The organism is Stenotrophomonas sp. (assembly GCF_032066555.1).
Taxonomy (GTDB): domain Bacteria; phylum Pseudomonadota; class Gammaproteobacteria; order Xanthomonadales; family Xanthomonadaceae; genus Stenotrophomonas.
On sequence record NZ_DAMBKV010000016.1, the window covers coordinates 1 to 21,194 of the forward strand.

14 protein-coding genes and 1 pseudogene are annotated in these 21,194 nt (G+C 64.8%); 5 read left to right on the top strand and 10 right to left on the bottom strand.

Annotation, left to right across the window (positions count from 1 at the left end; translation table 11 throughout):
• Positions 1-614 precede the first annotated feature (614 nt).
• Positions 615-1,790, top strand: a complete 1,176-nt coding sequence (locus tag RT131_RS15555; RefSeq protein ID WP_313173697.1) for a benzoate/H(+) symporter BenE family transporter — start codon at positions 615-617, stop codon at positions 1,788-1,790.
• Positions 1,791-1,886: 96 nt separating this feature from the next.
• On the opposite strand, the gene RT131_RS15560 is transcribed toward RT131_RS15555, so the two are convergent.
• Together RT131_RS15560 and RT131_RS15565 are read right to left on the bottom strand one after the other, a co-directional pair.
• Positions 1,887-4,010: a lytic murein transglycosylase gene (locus RT131_RS15560; protein ID WP_313173752.1), complete on the bottom strand. Its 2,124-nt coding sequence runs from the start codon at positions 4,008-4,010 to the stop codon at positions 1,887-1,889.
• A gap of 328 nt (positions 4,011-4,338) precedes the next feature.
• Complete coding sequence (locus RT131_RS15565; RefSeq protein ID WP_313173698.1) at positions 4,339-4,734, bottom strand: YchJ family metal-binding protein; 396 nt, start codon at positions 4,732-4,734, stop codon at positions 4,339-4,341.
• 88 nt (positions 4,735-4,822) lie between these two features.
• On the opposite strand from RT131_RS15565, the gene RT131_RS15570 reads away from it, so the two are divergent.
• The 4 genes from RT131_RS15570 (at position 4,823) to RT131_RS15585 (ending at position 11,172) form a co-directional block, all read left to right on the top strand.
• A complete protein-coding gene (locus tag RT131_RS15570; protein WP_313173699.1) occupies positions 4,823-5,602 on the top strand; it encodes a TSUP family transporter in 780 nt (259 codons plus the stop codon).
• Between the two features lie 97 nt (positions 5,603-5,699).
• Complete coding sequence (locus tag RT131_RS15575; RefSeq protein WP_313173700.1) at positions 5,700-7,331, top strand: EAL domain-containing protein; 1,632 nt, start codon at positions 5,700-5,702, stop codon at positions 7,329-7,331.
• A 76-nt stretch (positions 7,332-7,407) separates the two neighbouring features.
• Positions 7,408-8,151, top strand: a complete 744-nt coding sequence (locus RT131_RS15580) for an SDR family NAD(P)-dependent oxidoreductase (RefSeq protein ID WP_313173701.1) — start codon at positions 7,408-7,410, stop codon at positions 8,149-8,151.
• Between the two features lie 144 nt (positions 8,152-8,295).
• The gene (locus tag RT131_RS15585; RefSeq protein ID WP_313173702.1) at positions 8,296-11,172 is read left to right on the top strand and encodes a TonB-dependent receptor; all 2,877 of its coding nucleotides are present in this window, start codon (positions 8,296-8,298) and stop codon (positions 11,170-11,172) included.
• 198 nt (positions 11,173-11,370) lie between these two features.
• Here RT131_RS15585 and RT131_RS15590 read toward each other — a convergent pair whose 3' ends face one another.
• The 8 genes and pseudogenes from RT131_RS15590 to RT131_RS15625 all read right to left on the bottom strand — a co-directional run bounded on the left by RT131_RS15590 (position 11,371) and on the right by RT131_RS15625 (position 20,986).
• Positions 11,371-11,748: an MAPEG family protein gene (locus RT131_RS15590; protein WP_313173703.1), complete on the bottom strand. Its 378-nt coding sequence runs from the start codon at positions 11,746-11,748 to the stop codon at positions 11,371-11,373.
• A 615-nt stretch (positions 11,749-12,363) separates the two neighbouring features.
• Positions 12,364-15,732 (bottom strand): annotated as a pseudogene (locus tag RT131_RS15595) (SbcC/MukB-like Walker B domain-containing protein); the annotation flags it as partial.
• Between the two features lie 73 nt (positions 15,733-15,805).
• Entirely contained in the window at positions 15,806-16,489 is a 684-nt protein-coding gene (locus tag RT131_RS15600) for a DUF4194 domain-containing protein (RefSeq protein ID WP_313173753.1), read from the bottom strand.
• A gap of 13 nt (positions 16,490-16,502) precedes the next feature.
• Complete coding sequence (locus RT131_RS15605; RefSeq protein ID WP_313173704.1) at positions 16,503-17,972, bottom strand: DUF3375 domain-containing protein; 1,470 nt, start codon at positions 17,970-17,972, stop codon at positions 16,503-16,505.
• 22 nt (positions 17,973-17,994) lie between these two features.
• Positions 17,995-18,594: a GTP cyclohydrolase I FolE gene (gene folE, locus RT131_RS15610; RefSeq protein ID WP_293712024.1), complete on the bottom strand. Its 600-nt coding sequence runs from the start codon at positions 18,592-18,594 to the stop codon at positions 17,995-17,997.
• 150 nt (positions 18,595-18,744) lie between these two features.
• Complete coding sequence (locus RT131_RS15615; RefSeq protein ID WP_313173705.1) at positions 18,745-20,034, bottom strand: HipA domain-containing protein; 1,290 nt, start codon at positions 20,032-20,034, stop codon at positions 18,745-18,747.
• On the bottom strand, positions 20,034-20,276 hold the full coding sequence (locus RT131_RS15620; protein ID WP_312370033.1) for a helix-turn-helix domain-containing protein: 243 nt from the start codon (positions 20,274-20,276) through the stop codon (positions 20,034-20,036). Before RT131_RS15620 ends, RT131_RS15615 begins: the two co-directional genes overlap by 1 nt.
• Positions 20,277-20,455: 179 nt before the next feature.
• The gene (locus tag RT131_RS15625; protein WP_313173706.1) at positions 20,456-20,986 is read right to left on the bottom strand and encodes a DUF3828 domain-containing protein; all 531 of its coding nucleotides are present in this window, start codon (positions 20,984-20,986) and stop codon (positions 20,456-20,458) included.
• Positions 20,987-21,194 lie beyond the last annotated feature (208 nt).

Sequence of the window (21,194 nt, forward strand, 5' to 3'; positions counted from 1 at the left end):
TCAGCGCCTTCTTCGTAGGCTGCGACGTTTCCGTCGTAGCGAGCCGCCCATTATAGCCGGCTTTTCTGCTTCGTCAACACCTTTTTGAGAGGCTGTTGACTCGGCGGCTTCAAGGTTGAGCCCGAAGGCTTTTCGTCGAAGCGAGCCGCCTATTATGGCAGGCTTTTTGTTTCCGTCAACACCCTGTTTCGAGGTTGCTGACGTCGCTGTTGGGTTCCGGCCACTTGCGTGATCGGCGCCGTGAAGCGAGGAGGTGGATTCTAGACATCTTTGTGAAAACCGCAATCACTTTTTGTTGCAGAGCGGCAAATTGGCGGCTGGGGCCAGAGTTGGCAAAGTGCGGCGGTGCCTTGAGCTTGCTTTCGCTCTTTTGCCGCCCCACTGCTTCCTGGTAGCCAGATCTGGAGCAAGGGTCGATGCCTTGCTGGGCGGGTAGTGCGGAACGCTCGGTTCACCTGGTTGGGCGCTGCCCAGCTTCAGGGCGAAGAGCTGCCCTCACCCCAACCCCTCTCCCGTAAACGGGAGAGGGGCTTACTACTCCGTCTACCTTTACTGGGACCGTAGAGCGGCTTGCTGGGCCACAATGCGGGTTGATCCGTTGCACCTCCATATAGATGACCAATCCGGCTCCGCGTTCGTTCTTTCGTGATCTTTCGTTGCCTGCCGTGGTTGCCGGCTTCATTACCGTGCTGGTGGGCTTTGCCAGCTCGGCGGTGATCGTATTCCAGGCCGCGCAGGCCGTAGGTGCCGGGCAGGCCGAGATTGCGTCGTGGATGTGGGCACTGGGCATCGGCATGGGCGTGACCTGTATTGGTCTGTCATTGCGTTACCGGATGCCGGTGGTGACGGCCTGGTCTACCCCGGGCGCGGCGATGCTGGTGGTCGGGGCGACCACGCTGCCGCTGTCCGATGCGATCGGCGCCTTCGTGCTGGCTGCCGTGATGGGCGCCGTGGCCGGGTTCTCGGGCGTATTCGAGAAGGCGATGCGGCGGATTCCGGTGTCGCTGGCCTCGGGCATGTTGGCAGGGGTGCTGCTGCGCTTTGGCCTGGATGTCTTTGTATCGGTGAACACCCAGCCATTGCTGGTGCTGCTGATGTTTGCCACCTATCTGGTGGGGCGACGCTGGTTGCCGCGCTATGCGGTGATTGCAACACTGCTGGTCGGCGTGGCGCTCGCCAGTGGCAAGGGCTTGATGCACATGGAACAGGTGCAGCTGCAGATGGCGCTGCCTGTGTTCACCCTACCAACGCTGTCCTGGGCGGCGCTGTTCGGCATTGCCCTGCCCTTGTTCATCGTGACCGTGGCCTCGCAGAACGTGCCGGGCGTGGCGGTGTTGAAGGCCTCGGGTTATGACGCGCCGATATCGCCGGTGATCGGCTGGATCGGCGTGGTCAACACGGCACTGGCGCCGTTCGGTGGCTATGCCTTGAACCTGGCCGCGATCACTGCGGCGATCTGCATGGGCAGGGATGTGCATGAGGATCCGGCGCGGCGCTACACTGCAGCAGTGAGTGCCGGTGTGTTCTATATCGTGATCGGCTTGTTCGGGGCGACCGTGGCGGCCGTGTTTGCGGCCTTCCCCAAGGAACTGATCGCGACGCTGGCCGGTATCGCCTTGCTTGGCACCATCGGCAACAGTCTGGCCGTGGCATTGAAGGAAGAGGCCGAGCGCGAGCCGGCGCTGGTCACTTTCCTGGTAACGGCGTCGGGATTGTCGATGGCCGGCATTGGTTCTGCGTTCTGGGGGCTGGTGGCCGGCGTGATCACCTTGCTGGTACTGCGACGTTGATTGGTAGCGGGCGACACCACTGCCGCAGTCAAGCGGTAACGAGTTCCGCCTACCCTCTCCCCAACCCCTCTCCCGATGGGAGAGGGGCTTCCAGGCTCAGAGCGGCTTCACTTCGAACACCTGCTTGAGGGTGTGGCGTCCGCCGGGTGCCAGCTCGATCACGTCCGGGCCGGCGTTGGCAGCCTCCACGCAGACGTAGTTGCGCCACGCTGCGCCGATGTCGTCCATCTTCGCGGCACCGGCTTCGCCGGCATTCCAGACCACGGCGGTGCGGCTGCCACTGGTGCTGATGTCGATGGCCCGCTTGAAGCCCGGGTCGCGCAGCACGTAATGGCCGCCGGCCTGGGTGTAGAGGCGGTCGCTGCGGCCGGGATCACGCGGATCACGCAGGTTCCAGTCGCCCTTCTGCACATGGGCATTGCCGTTGTCGAGCTTGTCCAGGTAGGTGAGCCCGTCCAGTCCGGTGACATCCACCTTCAGGGCATCACTGACATTGAAGTAGTTGTGCAGGGCCTGGGTGAAGGTCTGCGCCTGGCTGCCGGTGTTCTCGGTGATCAGCTCCTGCTGCAGGGTGCGGCCGATGCGCACCACCATCTGCAGGCGTAGGCCGAGGTTGTCCATCGGTGGCGGTGCAAGAGTCACCACCACGCTGCCATCGGCTTCGCGGCGGGCATCGCGCAGCTCCCAGGCGACGGTACGCACGAAACCATGCGCAGGCACGTCACTGCCCTGCCCCTGCCGCGAGAAGTACGGCCAGCACACCGGCGCACCACCGCGGATGGGCGTGGGTGGTTGCTTGGCGCTGGGCGAAAGCCACATCACGTCCTGGCCGCCACTGGGCACGAAGGACAGCAACTGCCCACCGAACACGCTGATGGCCGCGGTGGAGAACGGGGTTTCCACCTTCCAGGCGGTGAAACCCTTGAAGTCGCCTGTGCTCAGGCCCTGCACATCCTTCATTGAAACGCTGCTCCGTACGATCGGTGATTGGACAAGTTGCGGGTAGTTGGGCGGCAGCTGGAACGCGGTGGGCTGCGCCGGTTTGGCGTTGCGCAGCGCCTGCAGGATGCGGGTGCCGGCACGGCCGTCTGCGTTCTTCCAGCCGAGGCGCTGCTGCTCGACCTGGATGGCGCGGCGGGTGGCGGTACCGACCATGCCATCGGCGCTGCCGATATCGTGGCCGCGCGCGAGCAGCAGGGTCTGCAGCTCGCGACGCTCGTCGCGGCCGATGCCGGGGTCATCGGTGGGCCAGGCCGCACTCAGACCGCTGCCGCCGCGCAGGCGGTCGGCCAGGGTGGCGATCGCCAATGCGTAGCTCTCGGCGGCGTTGTAGGAATAGATCGCGTCGTAATTGCGGAACACCAGCAAGGCCGGGCCCTTGGCACCGGCGGGCAACAGCAGGGCGGCATTGCCGTCGTCGGCGATGGCCGATACCTGCAGCGGCTTGCCATCGGCCAGGGTGATGCCCAGCGCGCGCCAGTCGGCCAGCGGTTTGCGCTTGGTGCGGCCTGCGAGTGCGGCATTGAAATTGGCCGGGATGCGGACTTCCACGCCCCAGGGCTGGCCGGTGCGCCAACCGGATTGCTTGAGGTAATTGGCAGTAGAGGCCAGTGCATCGGGAATGCTGGCGACCAGGTCACGACGCCCGTCGCCATCGCCATCCACGGCGATGCGGGCATAGGTGGACGGCATGAACTGGGTGTGGCCGAAGGCACCTGCCCAGGAGCCGGTCAGGCCGGCGGGATTCAAATCACCCTTGTCGATCAGTTTGAGCAGGGCCAGCAGTTCGCCTTTGAAGAAAGGCTGGCGGCGACCGTTGCAGGACAGGGTCGCCAGCGACTGCAGCAGTGGGCGCTTGCCGAACACGCGACCGTAATCGCTCTCCACACCCCACACCGCGACGATGGTGGCTGGATCGACACCGTACTGGGCGCTGACCTGGTCCAGCAGCGCGCGGTGCTGAGTGAGCAGCGCGCGGCCATCGTTGACGCGGCGGCTGTCGACCAGCGAGGCGAGGTAGTCCCAGATGGGGGTGGTGAACTCGGGCTGCGCGTCGAGCAGCGGCAGCACGCTCAGGTCGGGGGTGATGTTGCTGAAGACCTGATCAAATTTTTCGCCGCTGATGCCCTGGGCAATGGCGGCGCTCTTGAGTGAGGCACCACAGCTGCCGAAGTCGGTGACTGCGGCGTTGGCGGAAAGTGCCAGCGTCAGCGCTGCCATCGTGGTGCCTGCACGCAGCAGGTTGATCGGGTTCATCCATACGCTCCTTGCACTGGAGCTTGATGATAAGCGCTGCGGGTATGTGGTTGCGGCCGGTTTTGTTTGGTTGTGGGAGCGGCGTGAGCCGCGAAGCTGGGGATGGTTGAGGGCTGCGAAGAGCCAAAGGCACCCCTCCCCAGCCCTCCCCTGCGCTGCGCGCAAGGGAGGGAGCGGTAGTGCCGAGCCATGCTCGGCAGGGGCTTCACCGCTAGAGCCCAGCCGAGCGTGGCTCGGCTCTACCACGCGAAACCCGCCGCCCTCCCTTCGCGGTGCTGGGACACCGGGTGCTTCAGCCGGCGGCGTCCAGGTAGTACCAGCGGCCGTCGATACGCTGGAAGCGACTGTGTTCGACCATCTTCACCGCGCTGCCGCCGCCTACGCGGTAACGGGCGGTGAACACGACCTCGGCGGTGTCTTCGCCGGTTGCTGCATGGCGCTGCACGCTCAGACCCAGCCATTGCGTGCGTTGGCCAGGGGCGTCTTCCAGCGAGAGCGTGGCTGGGCGGGTGTCGGGGTGCCAGCTGGCGAGCAGGTAGGCAATGTCCTTGAGCACATAGGCGCTGTAGCGCGAGCGCATCAGCGACTCGGCATCCGCTGCGGCCTGGCCGGCGTGGTAGCGGCCACAGCAGGCGGCATAGGTCTGGTTCCGGCCGCAGGGGCAGGGAGACGTGGGAGATATCTGCATGCTTCCATTTTCATCCACACACGGCGCCGTTCCAAGCGATGCGCCGCTGCACTGAGCGTATGCTGTCGCGCCCTGCGCCGGAGTTGCCATGCTGGAGTTGATCCCACCCGAACTGCCCTGGTTGCTGGTCATCGCCTTCATCGCGGGGCTGGTGGATGCGGCGGTCGGTGGTGGCGGCCTGATCCAGTTGCCGGGTTTGTTCACTGCCCTGCCTCAGCAGACACCGGCGGCCTTGCTGGGCACCAACAAGTTCAGCTCGGTGTTCGGTACCGGCGCGTCGGCGCTGCGCTATGCGCGCGCGGTGCGCTTCCCGTGGCGGCCGGTGCTGTTGGCAGCCGCTGCGGCGTTTGCGTTCTCCTTCCTGGGTGCCACCGCGGTGACCCTGCTGTCCAAGGAGGCGGTGCGGCCGCTCGTATTGACCCTGCTGATCGTGATGCTGGGCTATACGCTGGCCAAGAAGGATTTCGGTGCACTGCACCGGCCGCGCGAGGTCGGGCGCCGTGAGTTGCTGATCGCGCTGGCGATGGGCGGCGTCATCGGCTTCTACGATGGTTTCTTCGGACCCGGCACCGGCAGCTTCCTGATCTTCCTGTTCGTGCGGTTTTTCGGGCTGGACTTCCTGCGCGCCTCGGCCGCCTCCAAAGTGGTCAATCTGGCAACCAATGTGGCGGCATTGTCGTTCTTCGTGCCCAGCGGAAACGTGTTGCTGGCACTCGCCGTGCCAATGGCGGCGGCCAACATCCTGGGTGCGGTGACCGGCACCCGGCTCGCCCTGCGCGGCGGCACGCCATTGATCCGCAAGCTTTTTGTGGTGCTGGTGGTGGTGCTGATCGCACGCATGGCCTGGGACACCTTCCGCCCGGCGTGAAGACCCGCCTGCACATAGCTAAATCTTCCTCACTGGAAATTCTTGACGTACATCACATAGTGGCGCCGTAAGAAGCCAACCTGGGGATGGCGCCACCATGAAGAATCGATACCAGATCGCTGCATTGTTGCTGCTCGCCGCCGCGATACTTGCCTGTGTGCCGGTGCTGTACTCGCTGCATCAGGCACGCAAACAGGCGATCCGCGAAAAATACGTGCTGCTCGATGACGTCTCGGCGAGCATCAGCCGCCAGGTCGGCAGCACCATCGACGTGATCGAACGCCTGCGCGCGGAAATGCGCAGCAGCGGCGACGCTCCCTGCAGCCCGGCCGGGCTGCTGCGCATGCAGCGCTTCGGGATCAGTTCGCAGATCGTCAAAAGTACGCTGTACCTCGAACAGGGCAAGGTGATCTGCTCCTCCGGTGGCCTGCTGATGCAGCAGATCGTGCTGGGCCCCCAAACATCGCGCGCGCTCGACGGTGTCCGCGTCTACACGCAGGTGCAGGTGCCCGGCTTGCCCGGGCGGGAATACGTGGTGCTGGAAAAGGACGGCTATGCGTTGCTGATCTACCCGGATGGCTTGATCGCACCCTTCGCCCGTCCGGACCTTTCACTGGCTCTGTTCAACAGCGTTGATGGCCGCTACACCGCGCGTCACGGCGCACTGCCACAGCGCTGGACCACGGCGACCATGGACAAGGACAACGACGGCCACTTCACCGATACCGAGTCGGGCTACCTGGTGGTGCGCAGGCTGCTGCGTCCCGGTGGCACCGGGGTAATCGTGGCCACGCCCCTGGCGGCGATCAATGCGCGCATGGCGCAGTTTGCCCATTGGTTCATTCCGATCGGCATCATCGCCGGGCTGGCGGTCCTGGGCATGGCGCTGGTGATGATCCGCCGCCAATGGTCGACCCGCGCCGAGTTGCTGCGCGCGATCAACAAGGGGCACTTCTTCCTGATGTACCAGCCGGTGTTCTGCCTGCAGGACGACACCTGCATCGGTGCCGAGGCATTGCTGCGTTGGCAGCACGAAGACGGCACCGTGGTACCACCGGACCGCTTCATCCCGTTTGCCGAGGATGCCGGATTGATCCAGCTGGTTACCCGGCGGGTGCTGGAACTGGTGGTCAAGGACCTGAGCGGCTTCTTCCGCCAGTACCCGGGCTTCCGCCTCGGCGTGAACCTGTCGCCGCGCGACCTGCAGTCGATGGACACTCCCCAGCTGCTGGCGGACATGCAACGCGCCATCGGTCCCGGCAATGGCCGCTTCGTGGTCGAAGCCACCGAACGTGGCCTGCTGGAGGAAGCCAGTGCACAGGACGTGGTGGCAGCGATCCATGCACTGGGCATCGAGATCGCCATCGATGACTTCGGCACCGGCTATTCCAGCCTCGCCTACCTGACCACCTATCGCTTCGACATCCTCAAGGTGGACAAGAGTTTCACCTCCACCGCCTGCACCGAGGCGGTCACCAGCCAGGTCGCCACCCACATCATCGAACTGGCACGCAGCCTGGGCATGCAGACCCTGGTGGAAGGCATCGAGACCCAGGAGCAGGCCGACTTCTTCCGCAACAAGGGGGTGATCTATGGGCAGGGTTACTTCTTTGGCCGGCCGATGCGGGCGGCGGAGTTGAGTGCATTCGTGCCGCTGCACACCCATCCTGAGCAGCATGCCGGCACGACAACGCAGCCACGCGGCAGGCCGGCCGCTGCACTGGATTGATTCCACGCAATGCGCATGCGCGGGAAAAGCGCGACGCTGATCACATGCGGAATGACCGCAGCTGTGGAAGCTTTCCATGCAATACGATTTTGCCGGCCGCATTGCGCTGGTTGCCGGTGCCGCCTCCGGCATCGGCGAAGCAGTGGTGCGGCAACTGGCCGCGCGCGGCGCGCAGGTGATGGCCGCCGATATCGACGGCGATGCCGCCACCGCGGTGGCGATGTCACTGGGTCCGCAGGTCCAGGCCCTGCAGGTGGATGTCAGCGACCCGGATGCGGTGCGGCTGATGGTCAACACCTGCAACGAACGCTTCGGCGGCCTGCACCTGGCGGTGAACAATGCCGGCATCAGCGGTGCCAGCCTGCAGACCGCCGATTACCCGCTGGAAGAATGGCACCGCGTGCTCGGGGTCAACCTGCACGGCGTGTTCTATTCGATGAAGTATGAGATACCCGCGATCCTGGCCAGCGGCGGCGGTGCCGTGGTCAACATGGCCTCGATCCTGGGCAGCAATGGCTGGGCCGGCGCCGCTGCTTACGTGGCCGCCAAACACGCGCTGATCGGCATGACCAAGAGCGCGGCGCTGGAATACTCCGCGCGCGGGCTGCGGATCAATGCGGTGGGCCCGGGTTTCATCGATACACCGCTGCTGCAGGGCATGGACGAGCGAAGCCATGCCGGCCTGGTCGCACTGCACCCGCTCGGACGATTGGGTACGGCCGAGGAAGTGGCTGCAATGACCTGTTTCCTGTTGCCGGACAAAGCCTCGTTCATTACCGGGAGCTACCACCTGGTCGATGGCGGCTATTCATCGCGATGAATTGATGTAACTGCAGTTTCATTACGCGGATTCAGGTCCGCGTTGAGACGTCTCCGCTTGTCTGCGCCTAACGAATTGCTTACAAATCGGCTACGCCCGTCATGGTGGCGGGCACGTAGTCCGGCAATCACCAGGAGCATTCCGATGACGTTGTTACCGCTACGCCCGCGCCGCCTCAGCTGCGCTGTCCGCTTGTCATTATTGTGTCTGCTGCCCGGCGCGGCCTTCGCGCAACAGGCCCCCGACACCGCCCCCAAGACCCTGGACAGCATTCAAGTCACGGGTACCCGCATCAAGAAAGCCGAACTGGAAACCCAGGTCCCGGTGCAGGTACTTACCCGCGAGAGCATCGAACGTACCGGTTACAGTTCGGTCGCCGACGTGGTCCAGCACCTCACCGCCAGCGGCGCGTCATTGAGCACCAAGCTCAACTCCAGCGGCAACTTCGGCTTTCCTCCCGATGGCGGCGGTGTCGGCGCCGGCGCGGCCACGGTGGACCTGCGTCACCTCGGACCCAAGCGCGTGCTGGTACTGGTGGACGGCATCCGCTGGGTCAATGAATCCTCCGGCTCGGGCGTGGGCTCGTCGGTGGACTTGAACACCATTCCGCTGGCGATCGTGGATCGCATCGAAGTGCTGGAAGACGGCGCCTCCTCGATCTACGGTTCGGACGCGATTGCCGGCGTGGTCAACATCATCACCAAGAAGGGCGCCGAAGGCGGCCATGTCGAGGTGCAGTATGGCGACTACAACCTCAAGGGCGGTGATACCAGCAGCATCGACCTGAGCTTTGGCGGCAGCAGCGAGCGCGCGCAATGGATTGTCGGCGCCTCGTGGTTCAAGCAGAAGGAAATCTCCTCCCGGGAATACGAATGGGCCACGGTGCCGGTACCGGGCACCGGTCTGGCCAACGGCAGCTCGGCCACCCCGCAGGGTCGCCTGGTGTTCGCCGACCCCAGTGGCAACACCTACAACATCACCTCCAACAGTGGCGTCACCAATCCGGTATTCGACCCCAGCCAGACCGGCTGTACCCGCACAGATGACTACCACTGCTTCACCACCGCAGACCGCTACAACTTCGCCCCCAACAACCTGCTGCTGACCCCGAACGAGCGCAAGTCGGTGTTCGGCCAGGTGCGCTTTGAATTCACCCCGAACATCAGCGGCTGGTTCCGTGGCTTGTACAGCGAGCGCGAATCGGCCAACCAGGCTGCGCCGGAACCGTTCTTCCTCGGCACCGATGCCGGTGTCTACAACGATTGGGCCGAGACCAAACTGGTGATCTCGGCCAACAATCCCTACAACCCGTTCGGCTTCGACCTGACTACGATGGGGGCCAACCCCAACCTGTTCCTGATCGGCCGACGCCCTGTCGAAGGCGGTCCGCGCCGCTACGAGCAGGACGTCAAAACCTGGTATGCCGCCGGCGGGCTGGATGGTGTATTCGAGGTCAACCAGCGCACCTGGAACTGGGACGTCAACGTGATGTCGAGTGAGAGCAAGGCCACCCAGACCAACACCGGCAGTTACAACATCAAGCACATCAACCAGGCCCTGGGCGACCCGGCGGCCTGTGCCGCGATTGCCGGCTGCGTGCCGCTGAACCTGTTTGGCGGACCGGGCACCATTACCCCCGAGATGCTGGCCTGGATCTCGCCGATCGTGCGTGACCGCAGCAAGAACACGCTGTCACTGGGCTCGGCCAACATCACCGGTGAACTGTTCGACATCTGGGCGGGCCCGCTGTCCTTCGCCGCCGGTGCCGAGTGGCGCCGCTACAAGGGCGAATACCATCCCGACCCGATCACCGTGGCCGGTGAGTACAACGGCGTACCGTCGGGCGTGACCATCGGCAGCTACTCGGTGAAGGAAGCCTATGTCGAGTTCGACGTGCCGTTGGCGCGGGAAGGCTTCTGGGGCAAGAGCCTGGACCTGAGCATCGCCGGCCGCTACTCGGACTACTCCACCTTCGGCGGCACCGGCACCGGCAAGATCGGCCTGCGCTGGCAGCCGGCCGATGAGCTGCTGCTGCGCATGTCCTTCGCGCAGGGCTTCCGCGCACCGTCGATCGGCGAGCTGTACGGCACCCTGAGCCGATTCGACGCGACCATCGTCGACCCCTGCAACAACGCCGCCTCCACCACGCCCAAATGCGTCGCCGATGGCGTGCCACCGGGCTATGAGCAGGCCAATCCACAGATATCGGTGGTCACCTCCGGCAACCGCGAGCTGGAGCCGGAAGAAAGCCGTTCGTTCATGGCCGGCGCGGTGTGGAGTCCGAGCTGGGCCGAGGACAGCAGCTGGGCCAGCAAGCTCGACCTGGGTGTGACCTTCTACCGCCACACCATCGACAAGGCGATCCAGGCACCGGATGCGCAGGCCATCATGGACCGTTGCATCGACAGTCGTGATGCCACCGCCTGCGCCAGCTATACCCGCAACGACCGCGGCCAGATTGTGCGCTTCGAGGACATCCTGGCCAATCTGGGCACCATCAACACCAGCGGCTGGGACTTCAACGCCCACTGGCTGCTGCCGGAAACCGGTTGGGGCCAGCTCGGCTTTGACTGGAAGGCCACCTGGGTGACGCGTTACGAGCTGATCAACGAATCCGGGCAAGCCGAGCCGAAGGGCCCGGGCATCGAAGTCAGTGACAGCTCGATCCCGGAATGGAGCTCGACACTGACCACCAACTGGGACTTCCACAACTGGAACGTGAACTGGACGATGCGTTACATCGACCGGCTGCGCGAAAGCTGTGCCGGTGCCAACGGCTTTGCGATCTGTACCGACAGCGTCGCCGACCAGCATTGGCTGGGCGCCACCACCTATCACGACGCACAGATCAGCTGGCGTACCGATGCGTGGATGAAGGGCGTGAAGGTGAGCGTTGGCGTCAACAACGTGTTCGACAAGAACCCACCGATCTGCCTGAGCTGCACGCTCAATGGCTATGACCCGGGCACCTACGACCTGCCCGGCCGCTACACCTACGCCAAGCTCAGCATGGATTTCTGAGTTGGAGAACGACCAAGGGAGCCGTAAGGCTCCCTTGGTTTCAGCATTGTTCTTGTGGGAGCGGTGTAAACCGCGAAGCTGGCAATGCCTGAGGCCGTGCAAGCAATGCAATTGCAGGCCAGGCTGCAGCTGCGAGTCCATGAGCTTCGCGGTTTACACCGCTCCCACAAAAAAGCAGGAAGAAAGGTGCAGGATTGCTCAGCGCAGCAGCGCGCCAGCGAGCGCCATCAACAGCAGCACCAGCACCGGCAGCATCGACAGTCCGAAGCCAAGACCGCGGCTGGCGGGTTTGCCGACATAGGCACGCCAGTAGATCAAACGGCCGACCAGATACACCGCACCAATGCCTGCCACCCACTCGGCCGGCCAGAAGCGTGCCGCGATCAGCATCGACGGGATCAGCGCGACCATCAATTCCAGGGTATTCATCTGCACGCGGTACATGCGCTCGAAGCCATCGTGACCGGTGACGGCCGGTGCCTTGACCCCATAGCGACCACGCGCGCGGCCAACCATCGCGGCGAAGAACAGGTATTGCAGCACCACCAGTGCGGTGATGATTTCCACGTAATGCATGCTGATCTCCGTTGCGTGTGTTTTCAGATGGGCAAAGGGTAGCAAGCGCAGCGATGGTGTTGCTGTGCTCCCTCTCTTTGGCCGAAGGCCAAGGGGAGGGTTGGGGAGGGGTGCTTTTGCTTTGGCTCAATGCAACAGCCCAAGCAAGATCAACAGCGCCCCCCATCCGCCCTTCGGGCACCTTCCCCCGCAAGCGGGAGAAGGGATGGGGTTTCATTGCTACGGTGCGGCAGCCGCCGTGCACTCCTCCCTCCCGTATGCGCAGCATAGGGGAGGGTTGGGGAGGGGTGCGCTGGCTCTGGTTTGCAGCTAAAGCCCAGGCAGGATCACAAGCGCCCCCTTCCACCCTTCGGGCACCTTCCCCCGCTTGCGGGGGAAGGGAAAGCCTCGGTGCCCTGATTTTCAGGGGGGCCCTTGCTGTCAGGCCGGAATATTCTTCTTCGTCGAAACCTTCTTCGCAGCTTTCTTCACTGCACGCTTGGCTTCCACTTCCTCCGCCGCAGCTTCAACAACCGGCGCGTCACCCTCAGCTTCAGCGGCCGCAAGGGGCGCGGTCACAGCTTCAGCAGCACTCGGCACATCCACCACGTCCTCCGCACTGGCCTGCGCCATCGCGCCACGTGCGCGCGCCGGCAGCTTCAGGCGGTTGCCGGCGTCGTCGTACTCGATCAGCAACACGCCCGAATCATGGCGGCCGCTGATCTCGACGAAGCAGGCGCCGCCGATGAACGGCTCCAGCGTCATCACTGACTTCAGCGGTGTTGCCACCACCATCTGGAAGCCGAAGTTCTCGAAGATGTTCATCGCCAGCGCGGTGAATTCGTTGTCGGCCTTGTCGAAGGCTTCGTCCAGTACCACCGCGGCGTAGCGCGGCAGTTCGCCGTCTTCGCCGCCGAGCTGGTAGCGCAAGGCGGCCGCCAGACAGGTCGTGGCCAGCTTCTGCCGCTGGCCACCGGACTTGCCCGCGCCACTCCGGTAGATCTCAACCTGCTCGCGGGTTTCAGCATCCAGTTCGACACCGATGAACTCCACGTGCAGGCGCACGTCCAGCACCTGCTCGCGCCAGCGGCGCAGCTCCGGCTCCTGCGCGCCAAGACGACGCACCAGCTCGCGCAGCACGTTGAACTGGGATTCGGCCAGCGAGCGATCCTCGGTCTGCTGATGGGTCAGCACCGCACGCAGCTGCAGCTGGAAATCCTGCACTTCCGGCAGGCGCCGATCGTGCACGTCGATGGCCAGCACGGTGCCGCGGTTGAACGCCACCTGCTCCAGCGAGGCATTGACCTCGTCCATGCGCTGCTTGATCGCCTTGTGCGCTTCGGCGGTGTGGCGCTGCAGCGCGAGCAGGTTGTTCTTGCTCTGGGTCTGCAGCAGCTCGAAGAAGCGGCCTTCGTGGCGCGGCAGGCCGTCGCTCTCGAGACGGGTCAGGCGCGCGAGGAAGTCGTCGGCGCTGGTCAGCGACACGGTGAAGTCACCGGAATCCTCCGGCCACTGCTGGGTGTATTTGCGGAAGCAATCCAGCAGGTGCTGGGTCAACTTGGCATCGCGGCCCTGGCTGCTACCCAGTTCCTCGGCCAGGCCACGCTCGATCACCCGGAAGTGGCTTTCCAGCGTTTCCAGGTTCAAGCCCGGCAGGATCTGCAGGCGTGCCTCCAGGCCCTCGCGCTGCTGTTCGGTCAGCGGCGCACTGGAAACGCGCGACTGGCCGTTGTCACGCTGCTGCTCCAGGCGCACGCGCTCACGCGAGAACTGCGCACGTTCCAGGCGCACATCTTCATAGGTGCGCTTGCCCTGGTCGCGCAGGCCGCGGGTCAGTTCGATCTGCTGGCCGATGCGGGCCAACGCGCTATCGCCTTCGCGCAGGTCAACCAACTGCTCGTCGATATCACTCAGGCGCTGCAGACGCGGGCCGACATCGATCTCGTCCCATTCGCGCTCGATCAGCGAATGCGCGGCCAGCTGCTTTTCGTGGCCACTTTCGCGCTGCTTGCGCAGCATCGCCACGTCGGCCTCGCTGCGCGCGATGCGCTGCGCAAGCTCCTGGCCCTCGCGCTCGAACACGCGGCGCTTGTCGCGGTTGTCATGGCCCAGCATCCAACGCTTGCGGTCATTGACCGCGTGGCGGTCATCCTTCTCGTAGCGGTCGCCGGGATGCTTGATCTGGCCTTCGCGGGTGATCGCGCGGTCTTCGTTGCGCAGCTGGCCGGCGTTTTCCACGCAGGTGTAATCGAAACGACGCTGCAGCTCGTTGTAGACCCAATCGCCATACGGATGATCGCGCAGCTGCAGCTTGTGGATCAGCGAGCGCTTCTCCGGCTCGCGTGCGTGCAGCAGCTCGTTGTCGCGGATGCGGAAGTAAACCAGCTTGGTACCCAGGTGGGTACGGTTGGCCCACTCGGCGACCTGCTGGTGATTCTTTTCGTCGACCAGCAGCGATTGCGCGAAGCCATGCAGCACACGCTCGATGGCACCGCGCCAGCCGATCTGGTCCTCGCGCACCTGGATCAGTTCGCCGACGAAGGGCAGCGAAGACTCGGACAGGCCGGTGTCATCGCACAGGCGCGCGCGCAGCTGCTGCAACGGCGCCGGGATCGAACTCGGCGCGGCCTTCAGCGATTCCAGTTCCACCCGCAAGGCGGCGAAACGTTTCTCGTCATCACGGCGCTCGGCCATGCGCTCGGCAATGGCGTCGTCCACCGTACCGGCGCCGGACTTGGTGCCATCGATCAGCGCACGTGCCTGTTCCACCTGTTCGGAGAAGCCGCTGGCGGTTTCGGCCAGGACCATGCCGAGTTGGCGGCAGGCACCTTCCAGCTGCTTGCGGCGGCGACTGCGTTCTTCCACTTCGCGTTCAATGCGGGCGCGTTCGCGCTCCAGCTCGTCGACGCGTTCACCGCCCTGCTCGCGCTGCTGGCGTTCCAGCTCGACCAGCTTCAGTTCGTGGTTGTCCAGCGACTGCCGGCGCTGCCCTTCCTCGCCCATCAGGCCGCGGTCGAGCATCTCCACTTCCTTCAGGCGCTCGTTGACCAGCTCCAGGCGCTTTTCCTCGCGGAAGCCGTCGATGCCGATCTGCAGGTCGCGCAGGGTCGCCACGCCCTTGCGCAGCGTCATCAGGTCCTGGTGGAAATCACGCGCCGGGGTCAGCGTTTCAACCTGGCGGCGGGCGGTGACCACCGCGTGGTGGGCGCCATCGAGTTCGGCGAAGTCTTCGACCAGGCGATCGGCCGCCTCGAAGGTGCGCGGCTCTTCCAGCATGAAGCCCCGCAGGAAGCCATTGAGATCGCCAAGGTTCTTGGCCGACTGGGTCTTGTGCAGCAGGCGCAGCGCCATGTCGTTGCCGATGCCCAGCAGATGACGGAAGCGCTCGGCATAGCCGGTGAAGCTGTCGAAGTGGCCGACGTCCTCGCCCAGGCGGCCGCGCAGCTTGCGCAGGTCCAGGTCGAAGCCTTCCATCTCGGTGGCCAGGTCGAAGCGACGCGGGATCACCATGTAATGCTTGCGCACATCGTTGGCCGAGGTGCCGGAGCCGGCAATCCAGAACAGGCGCACGATCGACACCGCATCGCCGCGGGCGTTGAGGTATTCCAGCGCCAGCGCACTCCAGGTAGCGCCCTTGCGCAGGTACTGGGTGGCGATTTCGCCGGACTCGCTGTCCTGCTGGTCGGCCCAGGCACCACGCACATACGACACCAGCGAGCGGTCACGACCGGAGCGCTCGGCTTCGCGTGCGGCGGCGTTGAAGTCGACGATGCTGGGCGGCGTCAGCAGCGCGCTCATGCCATCGAGCAGGGTCGACTTGCCCGAGCCGGAGCGGCCAACGAACAGGAAGCCACGCTCGGCGATCGGCACTTCGGTCAGGCCGGAGAACGTGCCCCAGTTGAGCACCTGCAGGCGGCGCATGCGGAACTGGTTCGCGCGCGCATCGCTGGCCGGGTCGTTGAACAACGCGGCATTGGGAAGCAGGGTGTGGGAAGTGGTTTCCATACGGCTCATCCTTCAGCCGCCACGCAAGGCGCGGCGGTGGTCATTCTGGTCAGCGTGGCGTGGGTGCCAGGCATCATTCGGCGGGGGTGCCGCTGGTGTTGTCTTCATCATCGGCAACCGCCTCGGTGGCGGCATCGCCGTCGCGCAGCTGGCGGTAAGCCTCGACCAGGGTCTGCACGTCCTCGGCCGAGAACAGCAGCTTCAGCGCCGGCGAGACTTCGTAGCGGTCCTCGCTGCCGCGCAGCTTGGACAGCAGCTGGTTCTCGCGCAGCTTGGCGATGGCCGCCGCCACGCGCTTGCCGTAGCCGGCCTGGTCGGTGGAGACGTTCTTCTGGTAGATGCTCATCGCTTCCACCAGCTGGAACTCGGCCACCACCGCGCGTTCGCCGCGGGTATCGGCTTCGGCCAGCTGCTGGCGCAGGAACAGCAGCAGCACCGACTCGATGAAGGTCAGCGGTGCGGCGCGCAGCAGGTTGGGCGAGTCGAGTTCGGCGGTGTCGAACTGACGGGTGAAGGCAACGCCGCCGTCGCGGTCCAGTACCAGCTCCAGGAACAGTTCGCACAGCAGGCTGCGCACTTCGTCTTCATTGCGCAGCAGTGCCGCCCACTGCGCCGGCTGGCGCTGGGCATCCACGCTGGGGCCGGCCAGCAACAGGCACAGCGCGCGGCGTGCATCGACCGGCAGGCGGCCGCTGTCGCCGACGAACAGGGCACCGCCGCTCAAGGTCGGTGCGGCCGGTGCCGGCGCGGTTTCCATTTCGGTTTCGGTCTCAGACCAGTTCATCGCGTCTTTCCTTGAGGAACCAGATCAGCGGCACGCGGGCGCGTCGCACCACGCCGTCACCGCCGGTCCATTCCACGGTTTCCAGTTGGTCGGTCATCACCCTGCCATGGCGGGTGCCGATGGAGAGATAGCCGATGACGCTGCCCAGGCCCTGCCGCGCCGGCCGCTCGCGCAATACCTGCGAGATGCTCAGGCGCGGGCGCGAACCCAGCAGCATGAAGAGATTGTCTTTCAGCGTGCGCACATCGATTTCCGACTGCGCGACCAGGTCGCCGACGCTGTCGAGGGTGATCTCGGCCGCTTCGGCGTAATAGATGGAGGTGTCTACCTGATGCGTGCGCGGGTCATGCAGGCGCCACTGCCCGATCGAGCGGATGCGCGCCGAGGACAGCGGCAGCACGAAGCCGGTGGGCGCGGTCGGCCGCACTTCGTCGCGCAACTGCAGCGCCTGGCCCTGGGCCTGCTTGAGCAGTTGGTTGAGGCGGCGCTGTTCCAGGTAGCCACGGCTCTGCACGAAGCCACGCAGGCTGCGGGCGAAGTGCTGCATCACCTCGTGCACCTGGCCACCACGCTCCAGCAGGGTGCTGGTGAAGTTGCGCAGGAAATTGCGCTCGTTGCGGTCCAGCTTGCGGGTGAAGCCCCGGTTGAGCACGGTGTCCAGCGCAACGTCGAGTTCGGCGCTGCGCTGCGGATCGTTGAGCAGGTCCCAGAAGGCCTGGAAGCTGCGCCCGGCATCGGACTCGCCAATCACATCGACGCCGTTGAACAGGCGGTCGAGCACGTCGCCGCGCGCGCCTTCGTCGTCGATGATGCGTTCGCGGAAACGGCGGTTGAGCTGCTCGAAGTCATCGCGCACGCGGCGGAAGTCCTCGGCCAGGTCATCGGCCAGGCGGATCACGTCGCGGGTGCGTTCCAGCGCGCGCTTGCCGTCCAGCGCACTGACCTTGCCGGTGGACACCTGGGCGATCTCGGCATCGATGCGGTCACGCTCGGCCTTCAACGCGGCCAGCCGTGCTTCCGGATCGGCCTCGGTCTGCTGGGCCAGCTGCGAGATCTGCTGCATCACCATCGCCAGCCGGCTCTCGGTGGCCAGGCTGGCATTGTGCTCAACGCCGGCGATGAAGCGGATGGCCTGCACGGCCTGCCGCGACAGCTCGTATTCCTCCTCGCTCGCACCCTCGGGCAGGCGCCGTACCAGCCAGCCCTGGGCCAGCCAGTAGGCGATATAGGCCTGCGCGGTGCGCGGCAGCTCGACATCCAGCTCCTCGCCATTGAGCGCATCGAGCTGCTGCTGCAGGCGTTCGGCGAGGATGGAGCCGGGGATGCGGCGGTCCGCTTCCAGCAGCAGGCCCTGCAACAGGCCCACCAGCACCGGCGCACGGTCGGAGGCCAGCAGTTTCCATAGCGGCTGCTCGCGCAGACGCTGGTAGCCGGCGATACGTTGGCGGTACTTCATCGAGCGCGTGCGTTCCCTGGGCTCAGCGTCGGGCGTGGCCGACTTCGATGAAACGCAGGAACTCGGCGCGGGTACGCGCGTCGTCGTGGAAGGTGCCGCGCATGCGCGAGGTGACCATGCTGACGCCACGCTTGTGGATGCCACGGGTGGTCATGCACTCGTGCGCGCCTTCCACCACGATGCCCACGCCCATGGGCTGCAGCACGTCCTGGATAACGTCGGCGATCTGCGCGGTCATCTTTTCCTGCACCTGGAAGCGGCGTGCATAGGCCTCGACCACACGCGCCAGCTTGGAGATGCCGACCACGCGGCCGTTGGGCACGTAGCCGACATGCACGCGGCCGATGATCGGCGCCATGTGGTGCTCGCAGTGGCTTTCGTACTCGATGTCACGCAGCACGATCATCTCGTCGTAGCCGGCCACTTCCTCGAAGGTGCGGGCCAGGTACTCGCGCGGGTCGTCGTTATAGCCCTTGAACCAGTCGCCATAGGCCTCGGCTACCCGGCGCGGGGTATCGAGCAGGCCTTCGCGGGTGGGATCTTCACCGGCCCAGCGCAACAGGGTGCGCACGGCCTCTTCGGCCTGGGCTTGGGTGACGGACGGGTTCTTGGAATCGGCCATTACAGAACTGCGCTTGGATTACGGGGTAGACATGCTACCAGCCGGGGGTGTGGAGGGCATGGAGAGGCCGGCAACGCGCCTGTCCGCTCATTTCGGAATTGTTGCAAGCCATTGTTTTTAATTAAATTATCTCTGAACGTGCGGCACACCTCAGGGGCGGCTCCATCGGGAAGCCCAGGCCAGTGCGTCGGTGATAGGGCCGTACACGATTTGCCGCAGCAGCCGCGCCTCACCCGGATCTACCTGATGGGTGATGCCCTGCTCATAGGCCTGCAACAGTGCCTGCGCTTCCCGCCACAGGTCCTTGGCCAGGTGTTCCAGCTCCCGCAGGGTCAGCCCCACCGGAATCCCGATGCTCTGGCCAAACGCCCCAACCTCCGCCTTGGTGACATCGGCAAAGCGCGCGGCACTGCCCATCGGGAACACCAGGGTTTCGGCGCCCCAGTCGGGTGCCCGGTATACCGCGGTGCTGAGCAGGTCGTAATGCGGCGCCAGCTCCCAGCCGTTCTGACCCCAAAGGAAGCTGAGATTCTTCAGATGGGCGTCGGCATTGCCAATAAAGAAATTGAACAACTGCCAGCGCAGCAGCGCCAAACGTGTAGCTGCCGGTGTTCGGGTGATACCCAACAGCTGCCGCAGGGCCAGGCTGCTGGCTTGTTGGTATTTGAACGCCGCGTCCAGCGATAGCAACTGGCAGCCATCCAGCGCATAACGGCGCCGAACTTGCAGCCCCTCGCCCTCCCGGTCGAAGCGACGTACCAGATAGACCGGCTCCGGCACCCGCCGCACCTGCACCTCCGGTACCGGCAAGCCGCAAGCGGCAGCCAGACGCATGCAGAACCATTCATTGACCACGCTGTGCGGGTAGTCATCCACCTGCTCGTGGTCTGGCTTGAGGATGTGGGTGGAGGCGGCCTGCCCGATCGGTTCCCACAGCTGGTTGTGGTCGAACACCACAGCCAGTTTGTGTTGCGCGCCGGCCAGCGACATGCGCTTTGGCGCGCCATGGGACAGCGGCTGCCTTGGCAGCGCCTGGATACGTGCCGAGAGCTCGGCATCGGGCAAGGGCCGCAGATCCGGCGGCGGCAACTGCTGCCCGGGCGACAACAAGGTCAATGCGCCTGCCGATTCCGGGCCAAAACGCTGCAGCAGGCCGAATGCGTCGGCGGCATTGATACCGGCATCGGCGGCAACCAGCTGGCGCCCGCCCTCCTCCGGCAGCAGATTGTCGAAGAACCACTGCACGGGACGCTGGCTGCCACCGTCCTGGATCTCGCCCGCAGTGCGCGGCAGGGCCGGCGACAGGTCAAAACCCGTGGCGCGCCAGACCGGATCGTAATGGAACGCCCACAGGTTGCCCTGCTCGTACAGCTCACCGATGCGCTGTTGTTCCAGCCACACATCGAGCTGACGCGGTTCGATCTCGATCTCGGTCACCATCAGCCGCGCTCCGGCGGCGGCAGCTCCACAGGCAGATCAAGCTGCACGCGAATGCCCAGTTGGCGCAGCAATTCGAACACCCGGCCGATCTGCACGGTGTCCTTGCCCCGCTCCACATTGCCCAGGACCACGTGGCTGGTACCCGCCATTGCTGCCAGATCATCCTGGCGCAGGCCCTGCGCCTTGCGCACAGCGCGAACGTATTGGCCGATGTCTGACGCCTGGTCGATCTGCACCTGCATGGCTCGCTCCCTGAAATATAAAGCAGGCTTTAGATTGCTCTATTAAAGTGCCCAGCTCAAGAGAAATCTAAAGCAAACATTAGAAATATCCCTTTCGAGCCATCGCAGCGCAGAAATCTAACGTATACGTTATATATCATCGCAGAAGCATCAAATGCTCCAAAAACCTAAAGTAGGCTTTATTTTTTCCCAACAACACCGTCGGTATCGCGCTGTAGCGCCTGCAACAGGCTGGGCGCACGCGGGGTGGCGATATCGGCAACGCGCCAGCTGCTGCCCTGGCGTTGCAGGGTCAATTGCAGCTGCAAGGGCTGCTGGGCATCGTCGAGCTGGGTGCTGGCGCGGAGCTGGCCGCCTGCCAATGGCTGGATGTCGAAGCTGAGCTGGCGCAGGTCCTGGGCGGTGTCCTGGCAGTCGCAGAGGGGATCGCCGTCCAGATAGCCGACTTCGCCGGCGTACGCGTCGCTGTTGGCCTGCATCGCAGCGATCAGGGCCGGCGTGTAGACCTCTTCGTCGGGCAGGATGGCGTCCAGCCCGGCATCCGGGTGGTAGCCGGCGTAGATGTGGCTGAGGAAGGCGCGGGCGCTGCTGACGTCATCGGCGCTGGTACTGGTCGCCGCCGGGTTGGGTTCGGGCGTGGCGCTGGCAGGGGCGTCCTTGTTGCAGGCGGTCAGGGCCAGCAGCAGCGTTGCGGTGATCAGGGCTTTCATGGGCGTCCTTGCGGTGTTCTGTGATCGGGTCTTTTTAGGCGAGACTGTTGGGGAAAGCAAAGGCTGCAGAGCCAACCCCTCCCCAGCCCTCCCCTTCGCCTACGGCGAAAGGGAGGGAGACAAGCGCTGCGCCCCCTCCCTTTGGCGCAACACCGTAGCCCGGGTAAGAAGCGCAGCGCACCCGGGGCTGTTGGCTGGCCGCCTGACA